Origin of the sequence: Pseudomonas sp. SWRI92, from assembly GCF_014268685.1 — a bacterium.
GTDB lineage: Bacteria > Pseudomonadota > Gammaproteobacteria > Pseudomonadales > Pseudomonadaceae > Aquipseudomonas > Aquipseudomonas marvdashtae.
In genome coordinates this window covers 1-21,825 of sequence record NZ_JABWQY010000021.1, presented here as the reverse complement: position 1 = coordinate 21,825, position 21,825 = coordinate 1, and the positions used below count along the sequence as shown (strand labels likewise).

General features: G+C 61.3%; 17 protein-coding genes. 6 read left to right on the top strand and 11 right to left on the bottom strand.

Going from position 1 to position 21,825, the window contains the following annotated elements:
- Positions 1-229: 229 nt before the first annotated feature.
- From HU762_RS23985 to bioB, 10 genes are all read right to left on the bottom strand, one after another.
- Positions 230-2,008 (bottom strand): acyl-CoA dehydrogenase C-terminal domain-containing protein, encoded by a 1,779-nt coding sequence (locus tag HU762_RS23985; RefSeq protein WP_186641136.1) that lies wholly within the window; start codon positions 2,006-2,008, stop codon positions 230-232.
- A gap of 189 nt (positions 2,009-2,197) precedes the next feature.
- Positions 2,198-3,994 (bottom strand): acyl-CoA dehydrogenase C-terminal domain-containing protein, encoded by a 1,797-nt coding sequence (locus tag HU762_RS23980; RefSeq protein WP_186641134.1) that lies wholly within the window; start codon positions 3,992-3,994, stop codon positions 2,198-2,200.
- A 91-nt stretch (positions 3,995-4,085) separates the two neighbouring features.
- The gene (locus tag HU762_RS23975; RefSeq protein ID WP_186641132.1) at positions 4,086-5,375 is read right to left on the bottom strand and encodes a GGDEF domain-containing protein; all 1,290 of its coding nucleotides are present in this window, start codon (positions 5,373-5,375) and stop codon (positions 4,086-4,088) included.
- Between the two features lie 255 nt (positions 5,376-5,630).
- Positions 5,631-7,436, bottom strand: coding sequence for a phenylacyl-CoA dehydrogenase (locus tag HU762_RS23970; RefSeq protein ID WP_186612834.1), 1,806 nt, complete (start codon positions 7,434-7,436; stop codon positions 5,631-5,633).
- A 274-nt stretch (positions 7,437-7,710) separates the two neighbouring features.
- Entirely contained in the window at positions 7,711-8,007 is a 297-nt protein-coding gene (locus HU762_RS23965) for a pyrroloquinoline quinone biosynthesis protein PqqE (RefSeq protein ID WP_186641130.1), read from the bottom strand.
- Between the two features lie 118 nt (positions 8,008-8,125).
- On the bottom strand, positions 8,126-8,806 hold the full coding sequence (bioD, locus tag HU762_RS23960) for a dethiobiotin synthase (RefSeq protein ID WP_186612837.1): 681 nt from the start codon (positions 8,804-8,806) through the stop codon (positions 8,126-8,128).
- The gene (gene bioC, locus HU762_RS23955; RefSeq protein WP_186641128.1) at positions 8,803-9,615 is read right to left on the bottom strand and encodes a malonyl-ACP O-methyltransferase BioC; all 813 of its coding nucleotides are present in this window, start codon (positions 9,613-9,615) and stop codon (positions 8,803-8,805) included. Before bioC ends, bioD begins: the two co-directional genes overlap by 4 nt.
- On the bottom strand, positions 9,608-10,339 hold the full coding sequence (locus HU762_RS23950) for an alpha/beta fold hydrolase (protein ID WP_186641126.1): 732 nt from the start codon (positions 10,337-10,339) through the stop codon (positions 9,608-9,610). Before HU762_RS23950 ends, bioC begins: the two co-directional genes overlap by 8 nt.
- Positions 10,332-11,510, bottom strand: coding sequence for an 8-amino-7-oxononanoate synthase (bioF, locus tag HU762_RS23945; RefSeq protein WP_186641124.1), 1,179 nt, complete (start codon positions 11,508-11,510; stop codon positions 10,332-10,334). The genes HU762_RS23950 and bioF overlap by 8 nt, the downstream gene beginning before the upstream one ends.
- A gap of 81 nt (positions 11,511-11,591) precedes the next feature.
- Positions 11,592-12,647 (bottom strand): biotin synthase BioB, encoded by a 1,056-nt coding sequence (bioB, locus tag HU762_RS23940; protein ID WP_186612847.1) that lies wholly within the window; start codon positions 12,645-12,647, stop codon positions 11,592-11,594.
- A gap of 90 nt (positions 12,648-12,737) precedes the next feature.
- On the opposite strand from bioB, the gene HU762_RS23935 reads away from it, so the two are divergent.
- The 5 genes from HU762_RS23935 (at position 12,738) to rarD (ending at position 18,347) form a co-directional block, all read left to right on the top strand.
- Positions 12,738-13,478, top strand: a complete 741-nt coding sequence (locus HU762_RS23935; RefSeq protein ID WP_186641122.1) for a ComF family protein — start codon at positions 12,738-12,740, stop codon at positions 13,476-13,478.
- Between the two features lie 57 nt (positions 13,479-13,535).
- Positions 13,536-14,300: a TOBE domain-containing protein gene (locus tag HU762_RS23930; RefSeq protein WP_186641121.1), complete on the top strand. Its 765-nt coding sequence runs from the start codon at positions 13,536-13,538 to the stop codon at positions 14,298-14,300.
- 67 nt (positions 14,301-14,367) lie between these two features.
- The gene (locus tag HU762_RS23925; protein WP_186641120.1) at positions 14,368-16,269 is read left to right on the top strand and encodes a PhoX family phosphatase; all 1,902 of its coding nucleotides are present in this window, start codon (positions 14,368-14,370) and stop codon (positions 16,267-16,269) included.
- Between the two features lie 128 nt (positions 16,270-16,397).
- Positions 16,398-17,372: a serine/threonine protein kinase gene (locus HU762_RS23920; RefSeq protein WP_186641119.1), complete on the top strand. Its 975-nt coding sequence runs from the start codon at positions 16,398-16,400 to the stop codon at positions 17,370-17,372.
- Positions 17,373-17,459: 87 nt separating this feature from the next.
- Positions 17,460-18,347 (top strand): EamA family transporter RarD, encoded by an 888-nt coding sequence (gene rarD, locus HU762_RS23915; RefSeq protein ID WP_186641118.1) that lies wholly within the window; start codon positions 17,460-17,462, stop codon positions 18,345-18,347.
- A gap of 217 nt (positions 18,348-18,564) precedes the next feature.
- Here rarD and HU762_RS23910 read toward each other — a convergent pair whose 3' ends face one another.
- Complete coding sequence (locus tag HU762_RS23910) at positions 18,565-19,083, bottom strand: ACT domain-containing protein (protein ID WP_186641117.1); 519 nt, start codon at positions 19,081-19,083, stop codon at positions 18,565-18,567.
- 438 nt (positions 19,084-19,521) lie between these two features.
- Here HU762_RS23910 and HU762_RS23905 point away from each other — a divergent pair, with 438 nt between their 5' ends.
- Positions 19,522-21,699, top strand: a complete 2,178-nt coding sequence (locus HU762_RS23905) for a malate synthase G (protein ID WP_186641116.1) — start codon at positions 19,522-19,524, stop codon at positions 21,697-21,699.
- Positions 21,700-21,825: the final 126 nt, after the last annotated feature.

The window sequence follows — 21,825 nt, the reverse complement described above, 5'->3', positions numbered from 1 at the left end:
CAAGACAAAAAACGCGAATAAAAGAAAACCCCGCCGAAGCGGGGTTTTGCAGACTGTTTCCCTGACATCCATTTCACTCCGCCTTCCTGGCAGAATCCTACGTGTCCGTGTTGTTACTTGCGCGTCCTGCGCTACGTCCATGGAAGCTAGATTAGCTCTGGATCCAATCAGCCGATAGAGGGAAATCGCCAGCACGTCATGTAAGCATTTGCTTACATGACGTCACATTTCAGAACTGACTGGGCTCCAGCAGGAACAACGACTCGCTGCCGGCCTTCACCGAGGCGCTCAGGGAGTGAATACGCGGGAGCAAGCGGGCGAAGTAGAATCGCGCCGTGCCCAGTTTGCTCGCGTAGAAGTCATCCTGGCCTTCCTTGCCCATGGCTGCTCTTGCCATCAAGGCCCACATGTAGGCATAGGCGGTGTAACCGAAGGCTTGCAGGTATTCCACCGAAGCCGCGCCAATCTCATTAGGGTTGTTTTTCGCCCGGTCCAGCAACCACTCGGTCAATTCGTCCAGCGTGCCGACGGCATCGTTCAATGGCTGGGTAAACTCCGCCAGGTCGCTGCTCGCAGTAGCGGTGAAGTGACGGATTTCATCGGCGAACAATCTGTAGAACGCCCCGCCGGTGCCGACGATCTTGCGCCCGACCAGATCCAGCGCCTGGATACCGTTGGTGCCTTCGTAGATCTGGGTGATGCGAACATCGCGCACCAGTTGTTCCTGGCCCCATTCGCGAATGTAGCCGTGACCGCCGAAAATCTGCTGGCCATGGACCGTGGTTTCCAGCCCGAGGTCGGTCAGGAAGGCCTTTGCCACTGGCGTCAGCAGGGCGACCAGGTCTTCGGCGCGTTTGCGGGTGGCCGGGTCTTCGCTGAACTTGGCGGTGTCCAGTTGCATCGCCACGTAGGTGGAGAATGCGCGACCGCCTTCGTTCGAGGCTTTCATGGTGAGCAACATGCGGCGCACGTCCGGGTGGACGATGATCGGATCGGCAACCTTGTCCTTGTTCTGCGCGCCGGCAGGCGAACGGCTTTGCAGGCGATCACGGGCGTATTCGATGGCGTTCTGATACGAGCGTTCGCCGGTGGCCAGGCCTTGTATGCCGACGCCCAGGCGTTCGTAGTTCATCATGGTGAACATGGCCGCGAGGCCTTTGTTCGGTTCCCCGACCAGATAACCCACCGCGTCATCGAAGTTCATCACGCAGGTGGCCGACGCCTGGATGCCCATCTTATGTTCGATCGAACCACAGTTGCCCGCATTACGCGCGCCCAGGCTGCCATCGGCATTGACCATGAACTTGGGCACCAGGAACAGCGAAATGCCTTTTGGGCCCGCCGGTGCGTCGGGGAGTTTCGCCAGCACCAAGTGAATGATGTTTTCGGTCAGGTCGTGTTCGCCGCCGGTGATGAAAATCTTCGTGCCGCTGACTTTGTACGAACCATCGGCCTGAGGCTCAGCCTTGGTGCGAATGATGCCCAGGTCCGTGCCGGCATGCGGTTCGGTCAGGCACATGGAGCCTGCCCAGATACCGGCGTACATGTTCGGCAGGTAAGCCGCCTTCAATTCGTCGCTGGCATGGGCGTTGATCGACAGGCAGGCCCCGGCTGTCAGCATCGGATACAGGCCGAAGGAGAGGCTGGCGGAGTTGACCATTTCCTCGACCTGGGCCGACACAGCCTTGGGCATTCCCATGCCGCCGTACGCCGGATCACCACCGACACCGACCCAACCGCCTTCAGCGTAAGTCTTATAAGCCTGTGGGAAACCTGCTGGCGTGGTGACGGCACCGTCGGTCCAATGGCAACCCTCTTCGTCAGCCGCGCGGCTGAGAGGCGCGACGCTCTTGCTGGTGACCTTGCCGGCTTCTTCAAGGATCGCTTCGACAGTTTCAGCGTCTACGGTTTCGGCCAACGCCGGCAGTTGAGCCCAGAGTTTCGAGACCTCGAACACTTCATTGAGGACGAAGCGCATATCGCGCAGGGGCGCTTTGTAGTCAGCCATGGCAAACCTCGCAGGATCTAAACAATTGGTTCGTAGGAAAGCAGTTAACGCAATGGGCTTGAGTGTACCCCAACAACTTTTGAGACACATAGAGTCAAGCAGTGACTATTTTGTTATTTTTGGTCACCTCCATGAGGGACCGCTCCACAGCCCTGCGGGGCAAGCTCCATTACCAAAATGCGTCCTCCGTCAAAGCGCAAATAGCTCCGCCGGCAACTTCATCAGGCAATCACTTCCCGCCTCGACGGCGGCACGATGAGCGGCTGTCCGCGGTAGCAATCGTTTGAAATAAAACTCACAAGTCGCCAGTTTTGCCCGGCAAAAATCCGCGTCGCCCTGGGCACTGTCGAGTTGCGACTGAGCCACCAAAGCCATGCGCAGCCACAGGTAGGCCAGGATGATGTAACCGCTGTACATCAGGTAATCCACCGAGGCGGCCCCCACCTCATCCGGGTTTTTCATGGCAGCCATACCGACCTGGGTGGTCAGTTCGCCCCATTGCCGGTTGAGTCCGTCGAGTTGAGCAAGGTAATCGTTGAGCTGCGGGTGCCCGGCATTAACGGTGCAAAAGGTGTGGACGATTTTGGTGAAGCCGCGCAGCAACTTGCCTTGGCTGCCCAAGACCTTGCGCCCCAGCAGGTCCAAGGCCTGGATGCCATTGGTGCCTTCATAGATCGGCGCGATGCGGCAGTCACGCACCAGTTGCTCCATGCCCCATTCGCGAATGAAGCCGTGGCCGCCGAAGACCTGCATACCGTGGTTGGTCACCTCCAGGCCGGTGTCGGTCATGAAGGCTTTGCAGATCGGCGTCAGGAAGGCCAGCAGGTCTTCGGCTTCCTGGCGGGCGGTTTCGTTGCTACTCAAGTGCGCGGTGTCGAGCAACTGCGCGGTGAAATACGTCAGCGCCCGGTTGCCTTCATTGAAAGCCTTCATGGTGAGCAGCATCCGGCGCACGTCGGGATGAACGATGATCGGATCGGCAACTTTTTCCGGCGCCTTGGGACCGGTCAGCGAGCGCATCTGCAAACGATCATTGGCGTACTTGATCGCGCCTTGGAAACTTGCTTCGCCGAGACACAGGCCCTGCATGCCGGTGCCAAGGCGGGCATGATTCATCATGGTGAACATGCAGTTGAGGCCTTTGTTCGGCTCGCCGATCAGGAAACCCTTGGCCCCATCGAAGTTCAACACGCAGGTGGCCGATGCCTTGATGCCCATCTTATGTTCGATCGATCCGCAGGAAACATCATTGCGCTCGCCGGCCTCGCCCGTGGCGTCGGGGAGGAACTTGGGCACGATGAACAGCGAAATGCCCTTGGTTCCGGCGGGGGCGTCCGGCAACTTGGCGAGCACCAGGTGAATGATGTTGTCGCTCATGTCGTGCTCGCCGGCGGAAATGAAGATCTTGCTGCCGGAGATCGCGTAGCTGCCGTCGGCCTGGGGCACGGCGCGGGTCTTGATGATGCCCAAGTCGGTGCCGCAGTGGGCCTCGGTCAGGCACATGGTACCGGTCCACTGGCCGGCGGTGAGTTTGCTCAGGTAGGTCTGTTTCTGCTGTTCGGTGCCGTGGGCGTGGATGGCCGACATGGCGCCGTGAGTCAGGCCCGGATACATGCCCCAGGACGTGTTGCTGGAGCCGATCATTTCGCTGATGACCAGACCCAGGGAACAGGGCAAGCCCTGGCCGCCATAAGCCGGGTCCGCCGCCAGACCGTGCCAGCCGCCTTCTACGTATTGTGCGAAAGCCTGCTTGAAACCTGTAGGCGTCGTCACCACGCCATTGTCGAAATGGCAGCCTTCTTCGTCACCTGGACGATTGAGTGGCGCCAGCACGTTTTCACAGAACCGGGCACCTTCCTCCAAGATCGCGCTGACCATGTCCGGGCTGGCATCGCTGGCGCCCAGTTCGGCATAACGACCATGGAAATCGAAGACGTGATCGATCAGAAAGCGCATGTCGCGCAGGGGAGCTTTGTACTCGGGCATGGTGATTTTCTCCGGTAGCAGATCGTTTCAACCTACTGCCGGCGATCAAGGCCCACAATCACAGTCCAGACGCTGAATGCGCCGTCATCACTCAACCCGCGGCGGCCTCCATGCGCACCGCGCCGCGCCGGTTCTGCCCGAAGGCAATCACACAGTTACGCCCCGCGCCTTTGGCGTTATAGAGCGCCTGATCCGCCGACTTGAGCACCTCTTCGGGGGTGCGCTGGTCGATGCGCTCGGCCACGCCGATGCTGACCGTCACCGAGACGCTGGAGGCGCCAGTACCGGCGCGACGCTGGCGACCTTGTTGATCGTCCTGGGGACGATTGTCGGGATTGCGCAGCTGAATGGCATACGTCTCGATGGACTGGCGGATGACTTCCAGATGGGGCATGCATTCATCGATGGTCTTGCCTGCGAACACCAAGGCAAATTCCTCACCGCCGTAGCGATATGCCCTACCGCCACCGCCGATCTTCGACAATTTGCTGGCGACCAGGCGCAGCACCTGATCACCCACGTCATGGCCGTGGGTGTCGTTGAATTTCTTGAAGTGGTCCACGTCGCTCATCGCCAGCACGTAGTTGCGGCCCAGCCGCTGCATGCGTTCATTCAATGCCCGACGGCCCGGGAGGCCGGTCAACTCATCGCGGAAGGCCATTTGATAGGCCTCATGGGCAACCGCTGCAGCGATCATCAGCATCACTTGGCTGCACATGATGTTCAGGGTGAACGGCAAGATGAATGTCTTTGGCAGCATCCAGAACAGCCCCAGCAATCCCACCAGTTGCGCCGCGTGCAAGGGACGCGGGTTGCGCCAGTATTGCCAGGCCAGCAGCGCGAACGCAGCGGCGAACACCGGGTAAGACAGCTGGATCAGGCTCATCCAGGCGCCGTGCAACGCCGGCCAGCGGATCTCCGAGAGCCACAGCAGCAAGGCTTGGGGAAAACTTTGCTCCAAGGCCAAGGCCACGCCACCAAATGCCAGTAGCACCGCAAAACGCGCCACCATATCCTGGAACAAGTGAGTGCGCTCCTGCCACGCCGCGAACAGCCCGAATAACAGCGGTAGCAACAGGCAGACAAGATGGAACACCACAGCTGCGTCTTCGCGCACCTTGCCGTTATCGCGGTAGAAATCGGTCTGGGTGTCCAGCAGGAAATAAGCGATGTACACCGTCGCCATCAGAAACAGTTCACGCTGGCGTCGGTAAACCGCGCAGTACGCACCTCCCAATAGCAGCACCAACGTGGGAAGGACGTTGAACAGGGAAGTGAAGAAAACGTTGAGGTCCTTGACGTAGGCAGCCGCCAGCCCCGCAAGCAATAGCACAGTCGACGGCAGGAAATGGCTGAAACGCATCGCAGAAAAACGCGGCAAGGGTAAAGCTCCGACCCGGCTGATCAAAGATGGCATTGTGCCTGCAACTGGAGCATTAAGGCACGCGGGATGTGACAGATGTCACACTGCCATCGCTGTAACGGCAGAGCGGGAGGTTTTCTTAGGGTTCAGTTGGATGAATATTGTTTCAGGATCACAGCAACCCCTGTGGCGACGGTCTTGATTGGGGCAACAGACACAAAAAAGCCGCTGCTTGCGAAGAAGCAGCGGCTTTTGTGAAGAACCGCGTAAGGCTTAGTAGCCCAGCGCGAAATCCTCTTCTTTCATGTCCATCAGGTTATTGGCGCCCGACAGCATGGTAGCAACGTGGGTGCGGGTGCGCGGCAGGATGCGCTGGAAGTAGAAGCGCGCGGTCTGCAACTTGGCGGTATAGAAGGCTTCTTCGGTGGTGCCGGCAGCGAGTTTTTCCGCCGCCAGGCGCGCCATGTCGGCCCAGAAATAGGCCAGGCAGGCGTAACCGGAATACATCAGGTAGTCCACCGAGGCAGCCCCGACTTCTTCGCGATCCTTCATGGCGGCCATACCGACTTTCATGGTCAGCTCGCCCCATTCCTTGTTCAAGGCAGCCAACGGCTCGACGAATTCCTTGACGGCTTCGTTGCCTTCGTTGCCCTGGCAGAACTTGTGGACGATCTTGGTGAAGCCCTTGAGTGCTTCGCCTTGGGTCATCAGCACTTTACGGCCCAGCAGGTCGAGGGCCTGGATGCCGGTGGTGCCTTCGTACAGCATCGAGATACGGCTGTCGCGTACGTTCTGCTCCATCCCCCACTCGGCGATAAAGCCGTGGCCGCCATAAATTTGCACGCCGTGGTTCGCCGCTTCGAAGCCGACTTCAGTCATGAACGCCTTGGCGATCGGCGTCATGAACGCCAGCAGCGCGTCGGCCTTCTTCTTCTCTTCTTCGTCCACGCCGTATTTGACGATGTCGACCTGCTTGGCGGTGAAGTACACCATCGCCCGGTTACCTTCGGCGAAGGCCTTCATGGTCAGCAGCATGCGACGCACGTCAGGGTGCACGATGATCGGGTCCGCGGCCTTGTCCGGCGCTTTCGGGCCAGTCAGGGAGCGCATTTGCAGGCGGTCACGAGCGTATTTCAGGCCGCCCTGGAAGCCGATTTCAGCGTGGGCCAGGCCTTGCAGCGCGGTGCCCAGGCGTGCGGTGTTCATAAAGGTGAACATGCAGTTCAGGCCTTTGTTCGCCGGGCCGATCAGGTAACCGGTGGCCGCGTCGAAGTTCATCACGCAGGTGGCGTTGCCGTGGATGCCCATCTTGTGTTCCAGCGAGCCGCAGCTCACGGCGTTGCGCTGACCGATGGAACCGTCAGCGTTCGGCAGGAATTTAGGAACGATGAACAGCGAAATCCCCTTGGTGCCAGCCGGAGCATCCGGCAGGCGTGCCAGAACGATATGGACAATGTTGTCGGCCATGTCGTGTTCACCGGCCGAGATAAAGATCTTGGTGCCGCTGACTTTGTAGGAACCGTCGGCCTGAGGCTCGGCCTTGGTGCGCAACATGCCCAGGTCGGTGCCGCAGTGGGGTTCGGTCAGGCACATGGTGCCGGTCCATTCGCCGGACACCAGCTTGGTCAGGTAAGCCTCTTGCTGCTCAGGCGTACCGTGCTCGGAAATAGTGTTCATCGCGCCATGGGACAGGCCCGGGTACATGCCCCACGACCAGTTGGCTTCGCCGACCATTTCGCTGACCGCCAGGCCCAGGGATTCCGGCAGGCCTTGGCCGCCATGCTCGACGTCGTGGGCCAGGCTTGGCCAGCCACCTTCGACGAACTGCTTGTAGGCTTCCTTGAAACCGGTCGGGGTTTTCACGCCGGACTCGCTCCAGGTGCAACCTTCGAGGTCACCCACGCGGTTCAGCGGAGCCAGTACCTGCTCACAAAACTTGGCGCCTTCTTCGAGAATGGCGTCAACCATGTCCGGAGTTGCGTCCTGGCAAGCCGGAAGGCTCTGATAATGCGCTTCGTAGCCGAGCAGTTCGTCACGAACGAAGCGAATATCACGCAAGGGGGCCTTGTAGTCAGGCATAGCGATAAACCTCTGCTGATGTAACCGGGGATGAGCGACCGCGTGGATTTGTTGTAGCGGTCAAACAGTTGTTTGAAACATACGTTTACGCCCAAAGCTTGTCAAGCGTCGATCTTTTGCCGTTCGTCATCGTCTCGCCGCAACGGCAGGCGACAGAATCCTTCGCCAGGAAGCAGGCCCGGAACACGCAGGGAAAGATTAGTTGAGCGAGAAGGGCTTAGAGACGAAAACGCCGCGAATAATCGCGGCGCTTTGGCAAAGCAGGGAGAACGGATCAGGCAAAGGTATCAATCAACGTTCCGAGCATTTCGTCGGAAGCCTTCGCAACGTTCACACCCAATTGCACTTGGAACTTGCCCTGGGCCAGATCGACCATGTTGCTGGACAGGTCCGATTGCTGGCTGCGATCCACCGACCGCAAGCGATCAACCTGGACCTCGGACGATTGACTGGTGACCGAGCGTTCAATCGTATTGTGGGCAATCTGGCCAGACGCCAGATCGACGCGGTTCTGTCCTGTCTGAATCGTGCTCAGACCGGCATAGAACGCGGTGTTTCCTGAGATTTCCATGGCAGGACTCGTCTTCTTGAAGGGTCGACATCGGCATTGAAACAGATGCACCGGTAAAAGGCCCGACAAAAACACTAATGGCACAGTGCCTCGTCATAGGCAAAACCTTGGCTCGTCTTTAGTCCAGCAGATCCAGTTGCAGGTGTTCGGCCACAGCTTGGGCCGTCACGCTCTGGATGCGCGCCACTCTACCCAGGCACGGCGCCGGAAGTCGTTCGGCCAGGGTCGCCAGGTTCTCTTCCAGGCGCGAGGTGGCCGGGTCGATGATGTTGGCCACCCAACCAGCCAGCTGCAAGCCATCACGGGCAATCGCCTCGGCGGTCAACAACGCATGGCTGATGCAACCCAGGCGCACGCCCACCACCAGGATCACCGGCAGGCCCAGCGCTATCGCCAGGTCCGAGAGATTGTCCTGGCCGGCCAGCGGCACACGCCAACCACCCGCGCCTTCGATCAAGGTGAAATCGGCGTCCAACGCCAGCACTTCGCGCATCGGGCCGAGCAGCGACTGCACCGTCAACGCCACGCCGGCTTCACGGGCGGCCAGGTGCGGCGCGATCGCCGGCTCCAATGCCACCGGGTTGACCTGTGCATAAGTCAGCGGCACCGAACACTCGGCCAGCAACGCCAACGCGTCAGCGTTGCGCAGGCCCTTGGGCGTTACTTCGCAGCCAGAGGCCACGGGTTTGCCCGCGGCCGTGCTCATGCCGGCCTGCCGGGCAGCGTGCAGCAGGCCCGCCGCAACGGTGGTCTTGCCGACGTCGGTGTCGGTGCCGGTGATGAAATAAGCCTGGCTCATAGCGGTTTCTCCAACACTGCGTAGACCACTTGGTAAGTCGCTGGCAAACCCTGGGCCTGACGGAACTGTTCATAGGCTTCAACGAGCGCCAGGATCCTCGCCCTGCCCGTCAGCCCACCTGGGCGGCCAGGGTTCAGATTATGCGCACCCAAAGCTTTCAATTCGTGGGTCAGGCCGCGCACGTGCGGGTAATGCAGCACATGAGGCTGATTTTCAAGACTGACGACCTTCATTCCGCTGGTCGCGCACAGCTGTTGATAAGTCTCGAATGGACGGAAACGGTTGACGTGCACCAGGCCATCCACCTGCCGCCAGCTGTCGCGCAGCTCGTACAGCGTGCCGACACACAGACTTGTGAAAGCGAACATTCCGCCCGGTTTCAGGACGCGATGGGCCTCACTCAACACCGAGGCAAAATCGGCGCACCATTGCACCGCAAGGCTGGAGAAAACCAGCTCGCAGCTCGCCGATTGCAAAGGCAGGCGCTCAGCGTCGCCAGCGACGAAATGCGCCGCGCCGCCTTGGGGGCGGGCATGGTTGAGCATGCCCTCGGCGATATCCAGCGCCAGGCCGGTCGCCTCGCCAAAGCGCGCGCCCAGCGCCCGAGTGAAATAACCCGTGCCGCACCCAAGGTCCATCCAGCGACCTGGCTTGAATGACGGCGGCAAACGCCCGAGCAATTGCTGACCCACATCGCGCTGCAATTGCGCGACGCTGTCATAGCTGGCCGCCGCCCGGGAAAACGAGGCCGCTACCTGGCGTTTATCGGGCAAGGCGCCGGGTAATCTCACAACAGCCAAATCAGTCATCACCGGACTCATGCAAAAAAGCCTGGATCGCCCCCGCCACGCCGTGGGGATCATCCAGAAGGAATCCGTGACCGGCCTGTTCAATCAGGCCGATTTCGACATCCGGCAGTAACGCCAGCAGATCACCGGCCGCTTCGGCCGGCACCAAGGCGTCGAGCCCGGCAAAGAGATGCAATTGCGGACCGCGAAAGCCCTGCAACGCAGCACGAGTGTCGAGTTGCGCCAGCAGTTCGAGCCCGGCCATCAAGCCATCGGGCGACGTGGTCGGTGCACCGGCGAGCAACAATCGCGACAACCCGCGCGGGTCGCTGCACCCTTGGGCACACAGCAAGCTGAAGCGCTTGAGCGTCTGGCGCGGGTCGGCGGCACATCCGGCAAGAAATCCATCAAAGGTCTCGCCGGCCATCGCGCTCGGCCATTGTTCGTGGGCCACGAAAGAAACATTGCTCGCCAGGGTCAACAGGCCGCAGCAGCGCTCGCCCCGGCGCGCCGCCAGCTCCGATGCCAGCATACCGCCCAGGGACCAGCCGCCCAGCCAGGCATCCTGGGGCAAGGTGGCATCCAGCTCATCGAGCCATTCATCGAGGTCGCTCGATGCCAGTGCAGGCAAGGGCTCGATTTCCACCTGCAAGTGCTCGTCGAGCCCTCGTAGCGCCGCCGCAAGAGGTTCGAGCGGCGAAATGCCCAGCCCCCAGCCGGGCAACAAAATCAGTCGATCACGCATCACTTGGCTCCGGTCCCAGCCGGGCAACACACTCGGCCAGTGCCTGTAACAATAGTTGCACCTGGGCTTCGCTGTGGGCAGCGGTCAGCGTTACCCTTAAACGGGCGCTGCCGGCCGGCACGGTCGGTGGGCGGATCGCCGTGACCATCAGCCCCCGCTCTCGCAGCATTTTCGACAAGCGCATAGCCCGCCCCGCGTCACCGATCAGAATGGGCTGGATCGGCGTGAAGCTGTCCATCAATTGCAGGCCGATCTGCTCGGCGCCCAGGCGGAACTGGCGGATCAGCACCTGCAAGTGCTCGCGCCGCCAATGTTCGCTGCGCAGCAATTCAAGACTCTTGAGGGTGGCGCAGGCCAATGCCGGCGGCTGGCTGGTGGTGTAGATATAAGGTCGTGCGAACTGGATCAGGCTTTCGATCAATTCCTCGCTACCGGCTACAAAGGCACCAGCGGTGCCGAACGCCTTGCCCAGCGTGCCGACCAGCACCGGCACGTCGTCCTGGCTCAAGCCGAAATGTTCGACGACACCGCCGCCGGTGGCGCCTAGCGTGCCGAAACCGTGCGCATCATCGACCATCAGCCACGCCCCTTTGGCCCTGGCTTCGCGGGCCAGGGCCGGCAGATCGGCGATGTCGCCGTCCATGCTGAACACGCCATCGGTGACTACCAGCGTATTGCCGACGGCTTTTTCCAGACGGTTAGCCAGGCTTTGGGCGTCGTTGTGCAGATAACGGTTGAAACGGGCACCGGACAACAGCCCGGCGTCAAGCAACGAAGCGTGGTTAAGACGATCTTCCAGCACCGTATCGCCCTGCCCGACCAATGCAGTAACGGCGCCAAGATTGGCCATGTATCCGGTGGTGAATAATAGCGCCCGCGCCCGCCCGGTCAAGTCGGCCAAGGCCTCCTCCAGGGCGTGATGCGGTCCGCTGTGGCCAACCACCAGATGCGAGGCGCCACCGCCCACGCCCCAACGAGACGCCCCGGCGCGCCAGGCCTCGATGACCTGAGGATGATTGGCCAGGCCGAGGTAATCGTTATTGCAGAACGCCAGCAACGATTGGCCGTCCACCACCACTTCCGGCCCCTGGGGACTTTCGAGCAGCGGGCGCTGGCGATAAAGATTTTCGGCACGACGGGCAGCCAGGCGTGCGGCGAGATCGAAGGGCATGCAGGCCTCGGGTGAACCGTTATTCAAAGGCTGGACAGATCCCGGTGGCAGCAGCTTGCTCCCACTGGGTTATGCATCCACTCAAACCGCTGCGTTGTAGAACTGCTCGCTGCTCTTCTGCTCCACCAGCGCCTGTTCAATGGCCGCCTGGTGCACTTCGTCGGCATGCTCTTCGCGGGCTTCGGGCTGGATGCCCAGCCGTGCGAACAACTGCATGTCCTTGTCCGCCTGCGGGTTGGCGGTGGTCAGCAACTTGTCACCGTAGAAAATCGAGTTGGCGCCAGCAAAAAACGCCAGGGCCTGCATCTGCTCGTTCATCGCCTCACGACCGGCGGACAAGCGCACATGGGATTTGGGCATCAGGATTCGCGCCACGGCCAGCATGCGGATGAAATCGAATGGGTCGATGTCCTCGGCATTCTCAAGCGGCGTGCCGGCGACTTTCACCAGCATGTTGATCGGCACCGACTCCGGATGCTCCGGCAGGTTCGCCAGCTGGATCAGCAGATTGGCGCGGTCATCCAGGGACTCGCCCATGCCCAGGATCCCGCCGGAGCAGATCTTCATTCCCGAGTCACGCACGTAGGCCAGGGTCTGCAGACGCTCGCTGTAGGTACGGGTGGTGATGATACTGCTGTAGAACTCAGGCGAGGTGTCGAGGTTGTGGTTGTAGTAGTCCAGGCCGGCCTGGGCCAGCGCTTCGGTCTGCTCCTGGTCGAGACGACCGAGGGTCATGCAGGTTTCCAGCCCCATGGCTTTCACGCCTTTGACCATCTCCAGCACGTAAGGCATGTCCTTGGCGGAGGGGTGCTTCCAAGCGGCGCCCATGCAGAACCGGGTCGAACCGATGGCCTTGGCGCGCGCGGCCTCCTCGAGGACCTTCTGCACCTCCAGCAGCTTCTCTTTTTCCAGCCCGGTGTTGTAGTGGCCGGACTGCGGACAATATTTGCAATCTTCCGGGCAAGCACCCGTCTTGATCGACAGCAGCGTGGAAACCTGGACGCGGTTGGCGTCGAAGTGCGCGCGGTGCACGGTCTGCGCCTGGAACAGCAGGTCGTTGAACGGCTGGACGAAGAGTGCTTTGACTTCGGCCAAAGACCAGTCATGACGCAGGTTGGCAGTGGTGCTGGCGCTCATGGGCATTTCCTTGATTATGCTTGGCTGGCGCCTGGGACATGGAATACCCACAGGCGCGACACGGATGTTCGGCATATTTAAGGAAGAGCCATGCGCTGTCAACCACGATACAAAGGACCGGTTTACATCTGGTTAAAAAACAAACAATCCTGCCTACTGTGTGGCGAGAGCACCGATACGCCACAGCCTATCTGCACCCCTTGCGAAAGCGAGCTGCCCTGGCTCGGCGGCCAATGCAGCGTATGTGCCCTTCCGCTGCCCACGACCGGGCTGCGTTGCGGACAATGCGCCACACGCGCCCCGGCCTACGAGCGAGTCCTGGCACCATGGGCCTATGATTTTCCGGTGGACAGCCTGATCACCCGCTTCAAGCATCAGGCGAAGTGGCCGCTGGGCCGATTGCTCGGCGAATTGCTCGCGCAATCCCTGCAGCACCATTTCGACGAAGGCCTGGAGCGCCCCGATGCGCTGGTGCCGGTGCCGCTGGCGACTCGACGTTTGCGCCAGCGGGGGTTCAATCAGGCGACGCTGCTGGCCCGTTGGCTAAGCGGGCCGCTGCAGATCCCTTGCGAAGAGAACCTGCTGCGGCGCATTCAGGACACGCCCGCGCAACAGGCCCTGGACGCCCGGGCCAGGCGTCGCAATCTGCGCCAGGCCTTCGCGTTGATGCCCGACGCGTTATTCAAGAATCGGCACCTGGCGCTGGTGGACGATGTACTCACCACCGGCGCCACGGCTGAGACGTTGGCGCGCCTGCTGCTCGAGGCCGGTGCCGCTCGGGTCGATGTCTACTGCCTGGCGCGAACACCGAAACCCGGCGACCCGACTTGACGCGCGGCGGCCGAGGAGCCAACGTCGACGCATCGCCCCCTGCGCACAGTTTCCGTCATGTCATTGCCCACGCTCCTGACCCAGCACATCGTCCGCCGACCACAACGCATCGCCCTGTTGCAGCACATCGCCGAACAGGGCTCGATCACCCGGGCCGCGAAAAGCGCCGGGCTGAGCTACAAGGCAGCATGGGATGCGATCGATGAGCTGAACAACCTCGCGGATCAGCCGTTGGTCGAGCGTAGCGTCGGTGGCAAGGGCGGCGGCGGCGCGAAATTGTCCGAAGAGGGCCGGCGCGTGCTGCGCCTTTACCAGCGCCTGCAAGCGTTGCAGGCGCAGTTGCTGGAAGCCAGCGAAGATGCCAGCGACCTGGGTCTGCTCAGCCGTCTGATGTTGCGCACCAGCGCCCGCAACCAACTGCACGGCAAGGTCGTACGCATCGAGGCCCAGGGGCACAACGACCGGATACGCCTGGAACTGGCGCGAGGGTTGGTCATCGAAGCGCAGATCACCCGTGACAGTACGCTGCGCCTGGAGTTGGAGATCGGCGCCGAAGTGGTTGCATTGATCAAGGCCGGCTGGCTGGAGCTTTATCCCGCCGATCAGCCAGGCCGTCCGCAGATCAACAGTTTGCCTGGCGTAATCGAACACATCGCCGCCGCCGAAGACGGCCCCAGCGAAGTGCGCATCGGCCTCCCCAACGGACAGACGCTATGCGCCCTGGCCGCCCCGCTCCAGTTAAGCGAGCGAAACCTGGCTGCCGGTTCCCCGGTCCAGGTGCGGTTTTCGCCGTCAAACGTGCTGCTGGGCACACCGCTTTAGCGCACTGAAACAAAAGTTTCATGTGCTCGCTTTAAGGTGACTGCCAAAACCAGCAGGGAGCCTCCCGATGAGCCTATTAGAAGAAAACCAATCCACCGACCTGGAAAAGATCGTCGGCATGAGCCGTCGTCGCTTCATCGGCGCCGGCGCCCTGTGCGGCGCGGCGATGTTCCTGGGCGGCAACCTGCTGAGTCGCAGCGTCATGGCCGCCGCCGTGAGCGAAGGCAACAAAAGCCTGCTGGGCTTCGACAGCATTGCTGCCGCAACCACCGACACCATCACGCTGCCGTCAGGCTACAAGGCCTCGGTGCTGATCAGCTGGGGCCAGCCGCTGCAAAAAAATGCGCCGGCATTCGACCCAAGCGGCAACGGCACCGCCCGCGCCCAGGAAATGCAATTTGGCGACAACAACGACGGCATGAGCCTCTTTCCATTTCCCGGCGACAACAACCGGGCGCTGATGGCGATCAACAACGAATACACCAACTACCGCTACCTTTTCCCCCACGGCGGCCAGCCGCAGTCGGCCGAAGAGGTCCACAAGGCCCAGGCCAGCGAAGGCGTGTCGGTGATCGAGATCCAGCGTCGTCGAGGCCAGTGGCAGTTCGTCCAGGACTCGCGCTACAACCGCAGGATCCACGGCAACACGCCGATTCGCCTGGGCGGCCCGGCCGCCGGCCACGACCTGCTGAAAACCAGCGCCGACAAGAGCGGCAAGAACGCGCTGGGGACTTTCCAGAACTGCGCAAACGGCATGACGCCATGGGGCACTTACCTGACCTGTGAAGAAAACTTCACCGATTGCTTCGGCAGCAGCAACGCCGAGCTGAAATTCGACGACGCGCAAAAACGCTATGGTGCCACCCTCACCAGCCGCGAAATCAACTGGCACCTGCACGACCCACGCTTCGACCTGGCGAAGAACCCCAACGAACTCAATCGCCATGGCTGGGTAGTGGAAATCGATCCGTTCGATCCAAAGTCCACCCCGGTGAAACGCACCGCCCTGGGCCGCTTCAAGCACGAAAACGCTGCCCTGGCGCAGACTCACGACGGTCGTGCCGTGGTGTACATGGGCGATGACGAGCGTGGCGAATTCATCTACAAATTCATCAGCCGCCAGCGCATCGACCATGGCAACGCCAAGGCCAACCGCGACCTGCTGGACCACGGCACCTTGTACGTGGCGCGCTTCGATGCCGGCGACGGCAATCCAGACCATCCGAAAGGCAAGGGCCAGTGGATCGAACTGACCCACGGCAAGAATGGCCTCGACGCCGGCAAAGGTTTCCCCGATCAGGCGCACGTGCTGATCCATGCACGCTTGGCCGCCAGTGCCGTCGGCGCGACCCGCATGGACCGTCCGGAGTGGATCGTGGTCAGCCCGAAAGACGGCCAGGTCTATTGCACCCTGACCAACAACGCCAAGCGCGGCGAAGACGGCCAACCGGTGGACGGGCCGAACCCTCGGGCCAAGAACGTCTACGGACAGATCCTGCGCTGGCGCACCGAGCGCGACGATCATGCGTCCAATACTTTTGACTGGGATCTGTTCGTGGTCGCCGGCAACCCGACGGTACACGCCGGCACGCCCAAAGCCGGCTCGTCCAACGTCAACGCCCAGAACATGTTCAACAGCCCCGACGGCCTGGGCTTCGACAAGGCCGGACGGCTCTGGATTCAGACCGACGGCGATTCCAGCAACGCTGGGGACTTCGCTGGCATGGGCAACAACCAGATGCTCTGCGCTGACCCGGACAGCGGCGAAATCCGCCGCTTCATGGTCGGGCCCGTGGGTTGCGAAGTGACCGGCATCAGTTTCGCGCCGGACTACAAGACGATGTTCATCGGGATCCAGCACCCTGGTGAAAACGGTGGTTCGACATTCCCCGAGCACTTGCCTGATGGCAAGCCGCGGTCTTCGGTGATGGTCATTACCCGGGAGGATGGCGGAGTCATCGGCGCCTGACACATTGTGGCGAGGGAGCTTGCTGCCTCGCCACAATGACCGATTGAACGCCCACCGATCAATCGGGACTGCTTTACGCTAAGATGCTGGGTCGGACGCGGCAGCCCTGCCGCTGCGCAGGAGTCAGCATGTCCCATCCGTTTGAAACCCTCACGCCCGACCTCGTCCTCGATGCCGTCGAGAGCATTGGCTTCCTCAGCGACGCCCGCGTGCTGGCCCTCAACAGCTACGAAAACCGCGTGTACCAGGTCGGCATCGAAGACGCCGAGCCATTGATCGCCAAGTTCTATCGCCCGCAGCGCTGGACCAACGAAGCGATCCTGGAAGAACACCGATTCACTTTCGAGCTGGCCGACTGCGAAGTGCCGGTGGTGGCGCCGCTGATCCACAACGGCGAAAGCCTGCACGAACACGCAGGGTTTCGTTTCACCCTGTTTCCCCGTCGCGGCGGCCGTGCGCCGGAGCCGGGCAATCTCGACCAGCTCTATCGCCTGGGCCAACTGCTCGGCCGTCTGCATGCGATTGGGGCGACCCGTCCGTTCGAGCATCGCGAAGCCCTGGGGGTGAAAAACTTCGGTCATGACTCGCTGGAGACGGTGCTGCAAAGCGGTTTCGTACCCCGTAGCCTGCTGCCGGCCTACGAGTCAGTGGCCAGGGATCTGCTCAAGCGTGTCGAAGATGTCTACGCCGCCACGCCCCACCAGAACATCCGCATGCACGGCGACTGCCACCCGGGCAACATGATGTGTCGCGACGAGGTGTTCCACATCGTCGACCTGGACGACTGCCGTATGGGCCCGGCGGTACAGGACCTGTGGATGATGCTCGCCGGGGACCGTCAGGAATGCCTGGGGCAGCTGTCGGAACTGATGGACGGCTATCGGGAGTTCCACGACTTCGACCCGCGCGAACTGGCCCTGATCGAACCCCTGCGCGCCCTGCGCCTGATGCACTACAGCGCCTGGCTGGCGCGCCGCTGGGACGATCCGGCGTTTCCCCGCAGCTTCCCTTGGTTCGGCAGCGAGCGTTATTGGGGCGATCAGGTGCTGGCCCTGCGCGAACAACTGGCGGCGCTCAACGAAGAGCCGCTGAAATTGTTCTGACGTCCATCGTTCGAAAAGGTCAGCAGCGTTACCGGAAAAATCTTCTTACAATCATGCTTTTGTTAGCTGCCTAAGCAAGGACTCTGCATGCAAGCCGCCAACCCGCGTCGCGGGTATATCCTGGGCCTGAGCGCCTACATTATCTGGGGCCTGTTCCCGATTTACTTCAAAGCCATCGCCAGCGTGCCCTCGGTGGAAATCATTATCCATCGAGTGCTCTGGTCCGCCCTGTTCGGCGCGGCCTTGTTGATGGTCTGGAAACACCCGGGCTGGTGGCGTGAACTGCGCGACAATCCGCGTCGCCTGGCGATCCTCGCCCTGAGCGGCACGCTGATTGCGGCCAACTGGCTGACCTATGTCTGGGCGGTGAACAACGGGCGGATGCTCGAAGCCAGCCTGGGCTATTACATCAATCCGCTGGTCAACGTGCTGCTGGGCATGCTGATCCTCGGCGAGCGCTTGCGGCGCATGCAATGGGTGGCGGTCGGGTTGGCAGCGCTCGGCGTAGCGCAGCAGGTCTGGCAGGTGGGCAGCCTACCGTGGGTGTCGCTGATGCTGGCGTTGACCTTTGGCTTCTACGGGTTGATCCGCAAGCAGGCGCCGGTGAAGGCACTGCCTGGGCTGGTGGTGGAAACCTGGATGCTCGTACCGATTGCTGTCGCCTGGCTGTTGCTCAATCCAGCAGCCACCAGCGCCCAAGCGGCGTTCTGGACGACGTCCGAAGCCTGGTGGCTGGTGGCGGCCGGCCCGGTGACGCTCATACCATTGGTATGCTTCAACGCCGCAGCACGGCACTTGCCCTACACCACGCTGGGCTTCTTGCAGTACATCGCGCCGACGCTCGTGCTGCTGCTCGCGGTGCTGTTTTTCGATGAACATTTGTCCTCCAGCACCCTGGTTGCGTTCCTGTTCATCTGGGCCGGCCTGGCGGTGTACAGCGTGGATGCAGTGGTGAGCATGCGCCGGCGCAACTGATCATAAATTGCACAAACTCCTACAGGCCACGTCTGGCGTGGCCTGCGCTTATCTTTCCCAAGGTTATCCACAACCTGATCCCCGCCGTTTGTGCACAAGCCCTTGAAAATTGGCGATTTTTTAACCATTGCTCGCTGAGGCCCGGCGGGCCTGGGCTGGCGGCGGGTCTCTACAGGTTATCCACAGGCAGGCGCAACGTTTCCTTGGATAACCAGCGTCAGCTTTCGTCGCTCAGTTTCAGTTCGACCATCAGTTCATCGGCCAGCGTTTCCAAGCGTTCCTGCAACGTATCCAGCGACAAGGTCAAAGGCACGCCAAGAATCGCCTCGGCATGAAACAGCAATTCGCTGCTCATCGGTGCGGGTCGAACATGGGTCACCAGTCGCTCGACGTTGACGCCCTGCTCGCTCAGCAGGCGGGTGATGTCGCGCACGATGCCGGGACGGTCGTTGCCCACCAGCTCCATGGCGATGGGTTTCCAGGTGCAGGACTCTTCTATCGCATTTTCAGCGATCAACACCCGAATGCCGTGGGCCGATAGCCCCTGCAAGGCTTCGATCAGTTCTTCATGAGACTCGGCCGGAGCGCTGAGGCGCAGGATCCCGGCGAACTGGCCGGCCAGGTGCGACATGCGGCTTTCCAGCCAGTTACCGCCATGCTCGGCAATACATTGGGCGATACGCTCGACCTGCCCGGGCTTGTCCGGTGCAAAAACAGTGATGACAAGATGGTCCATGGCACAGCCTCTGTGGGGTGGATGAGACAGTATAGGCAACGCTGCGGATCAGGCCGGCAAGGCCTTGCGGCAGACAATGTGTACAGTTCAAAAGATTTATCTGGAACAATCCGACTGTTTTTTGAGAACATCCGGTGCCGCGCCGTGACTGTACTGCTTTAGTCGGTCGCGGAACGACGCAATTAGTCTAATTTTCACAACCGCAATTGATCATGTAGTATTCCGCAGCGCGCACTACATAACCGCGATACACCGGTTGCACCGATGTCTGCTTAAGGCCATTCGCATCCCTGAAAAGCCCCGTCAGCAAGGCTTGCACACCCAGCCGCCAGCGATGGCATGTACTGGTTCCGGGGTTTGTGGTTTAAATGTCCCGAGGCTTCATTATCAAAATCGAAGAGCTGAAAAGCGAAATAGCTGAGCAGAGTGAGGCAAGCAATGACTGAACACGTTCAAGTCGGTGGCCTGCAGGTCGCCAAAGTCCTGTTCGACTTCGTGAATAACGAAGCCATTCCCGGAACCGGCCTCACCGCCGATGCGTTCTGGGCCGGCGCCGACAAGGTCATTCATGACCTGGCCCCGAAGAACAAAGCCCTACTCGCCAAACGAGACGATTTCCAGGCACAGATCGATGCCTGGCACCAGGCTCGTGCCGACCAGGCCCACGACGCCGTGGCTTACAAAGCCTTCCTGCAAGACATTGGTTATCTGTTGCCAGAAGCGGCGGATTTCCAGGCCACGACGCAAAACGTCGACGATGAAATCGCGCGCATGGCCGGTCCGCAACTGGTCGTGCCGGTGATGAATGCCCGCTTCGCCCTCAACGCCTCGAACGCCCGCTGGGGTTCGCTGTATGACGCGCTGTACGGCACCGACGCCATCAGCGAAGCCGACGGCGCGGAAAAAGGCAAAGGCTACAACAAGGTCCGAGGCGACAAGGTCATCGCCTTCGCCCGCGCCTTTCTCGACGAAGCCGCGCCGCTGGCGGCTGGCTCCCATGTCGACTCCACCGGCTACAAGATCGTCGACGGCAAACTGGTCGTCGCGCTCAAGGGCGGCAGCAACAGCGGCCTACGCGATGACGCCCAACTGATCGGTTTCCAAGGCGAGACTTCAGCCCCCACCGCAGTGTTGCTGAAGCACAACGGCCTGCACTTCGAAATCCAGATCGATGCCAGCACCCCAGTCGGCCAAACCGACGCCGCCGGCGTGAAGGACATCCTGATGGAGGCCGCGCTGACCACCATCATGGACTGTGAAGACTCGGTCGCCGCCGTCGACGCAGATGACAAGGTCGTGATCTACCGCAACTGGCTCGGCCTGATGAAGGGCGACCTCTCGGAAGAAGTCGCCAAGGGCGGCCAGACGTTCACCCGGACCATGAACCCCGACCGCGTCTACACCGCCGTCGACGGCTCGGGCGTGACCCTGCATGGCCGCTCGCTGCTGTTCGTACGTAACGTTGGCCACCTGATGACCATCGACGCCATCCTGGACAAGGGCGGTAACGAAGTGCCGGAAGGCATCCTCGACGGCTTGATCACCAGTCTTGCGGCGATCCACAGCCTCAACGGCAACACCTCGCGCCGCAACAGCCGCACCGGTTCGGTGTACATCGTCAAGCCGAAGATGCACGGGCCGGAAGAAGCGGCGTTCACCAACGAGCTGTTCGGTCGCGTCGAAGACGTGCTGAACCTGCCCCGCAATACCCTGAAAGTCGGGATCATGGACGAAGAGCGCCGGACCACGATCAATCTCAAGGCCTGCATCAAGGCGGCGAGTGAGCGCGTAGTCTTCATCAACACCGGCTTCCTGGACCGCACCGGCGACGAAATCCACACCTCCATGGAAGCCGGCCCGATGGTGCGCAAAGCCGACATGAAAGCCGAGAAGTGGATCGGCGCCTATGAAAACTGGAACGTCGATATCGGCTTGAGCACCGGCCTGCAAGGTCGCGCGCAAATCGGCAAGGGCATGTGGGCCATGCCCGACCTGATGGCTGCCATGCTTGAACAGAAAATTGCTCATCCTATGGCTGGCGCCAACACCGCGTGGGTTCCGTCACCCACCGCCGCCGCATTGCACGCGCTGCATTACCACAAGGTCGACGTGTTCGCCCGCCAGGCCGAACTGGCCAAACGCGCCCGCGCGTCGGTGGATGACATCCTGACCATTCCCCTGGCAGTCAGCCCGAACTGGACGCCCGAGCAGATCAAGCACGAACTGGACAATAATGCCCAGGGCATCCTTGGCTACGTGGTGCGCTGGATCGACCAAGGCGTCGGCTGCTCGAAAGTGCCGGACATCAACGACATCGGCCTGATGGAGGACCGCGCGACGTTGCGTATTTCCAGCCAGCACATTGCCAACTGGCTGCGCCACGGCATTGTCACCCAGGACCAGGTGATGGAAAGCCTCAAGCGCATGGCGACCGTCGTGGACCGCCAGAACGCCAACGACCCGCTGTACCGCCCGCTGGCGCCAGACTTCGACAGCAACATCGCCTTCCAGGCGGCGGTCGAACTGGTGGTCGAAGGCACCCGGCAGCCAAACGGCTACACCGAGCCAGTGCTTCACCGTCGGCGTCGTGAGTTCAAGGCAGCCAATGGGCTGTGATTGAGCGGTAAACGCGATCGAGTAGGAGGCGGATTTACATCCGCCGTCCTCTCACACCACCGTACGTACGGTTCCGTATACGGCGGTTCAGGTTATACGGATAAACCGTTAATCGTATCCAGTATC

Excerpts from the sequence above, each read along its gene's own strand:
- HU762_RS23985 (WP_186641136.1), bottom strand. The coding sequence starts at position 2,008 with ATGGCTGACTACAAAGCGCCCCTGCGCGATATGCGCTTCGTCCTCAAT.
- HU762_RS23980 (WP_186641134.1), bottom strand. The coding sequence starts at position 3,994 with ATGCCCGAGTACAAAGCTCCCCTGCGCGACATGCGCTTTCTGATCGAT.
- HU762_RS23970 (WP_186612834.1), bottom strand. The coding sequence starts at position 7,436 with ATGCCTGACTACAAGGCCCCCTTGCGTGATATTCGCTTCGTTCGTGAC.
- HU762_RS23965 (WP_186641130.1), bottom strand. The coding sequence starts at position 8,007 with ATGGAAATCTCAGGAAACACCGCGTTCTATGCCGGTCTGAGCACGATT.
- bioD (WP_186612837.1), bottom strand. The coding sequence starts at position 8,806 with ATGAGCCAGGCTTATTTCATCACCGGCACCGACACCGACGTCGGCAAG.
- bioC (WP_186641128.1), bottom strand. The coding sequence starts at position 9,615 with ATGACTGATTTGGCTGTTGTGAGATTACCCGGCGCCTTGCCCGATAAA.
- HU762_RS23950 (WP_186641126.1), bottom strand. The coding sequence starts at position 10,339 with ATGCGTGATCGACTGATTTTGTTGCCCGGCTGGGGGCTGGGCATTTCG.
- bioF (WP_186641124.1), bottom strand. The coding sequence starts at position 11,510 with ATGCCCTTCGATCTCGCCGCACGCCTGGCTGCCCGTCGTGCCGAAAAT.
- bioB (WP_186612847.1), bottom strand. The coding sequence starts at position 12,647 with ATGAGCGCCAGCACCACTGCCAACCTGCGTCATGACTGGTCTTTGGCC.
- HU762_RS23935 (WP_186641122.1), top strand. The coding sequence starts at position 12,738 with ATGCGCTGTCAACCACGATACAAAGGACCGGTTTACATCTGGTTAAAA.
- HU762_RS23930 (WP_186641121.1), top strand. The coding sequence starts at position 13,536 with ATGTCATTGCCCACGCTCCTGACCCAGCACATCGTCCGCCGACCACAA.
- HU762_RS23925 (WP_186641120.1), top strand. The coding sequence starts at position 14,368 with ATGAGCCTATTAGAAGAAAACCAATCCACCGACCTGGAAAAGATCGTC.
- HU762_RS23920 (WP_186641119.1), top strand. The coding sequence starts at position 16,398 with ATGTCCCATCCGTTTGAAACCCTCACGCCCGACCTCGTCCTCGATGCC.
- rarD (WP_186641118.1), top strand. The coding sequence starts at position 17,460 with ATGCAAGCCGCCAACCCGCGTCGCGGGTATATCCTGGGCCTGAGCGCC.
- HU762_RS23910 (WP_186641117.1), bottom strand. The coding sequence starts at position 19,083 with ATGGACCATCTTGTCATCACTGTTTTTGCACCGGACAAGCCCGGGCAG.
- HU762_RS23905 (WP_186641116.1), top strand. The coding sequence starts at position 19,522 with ATGACTGAACACGTTCAAGTCGGTGGCCTGCAGGTCGCCAAAGTCCTG.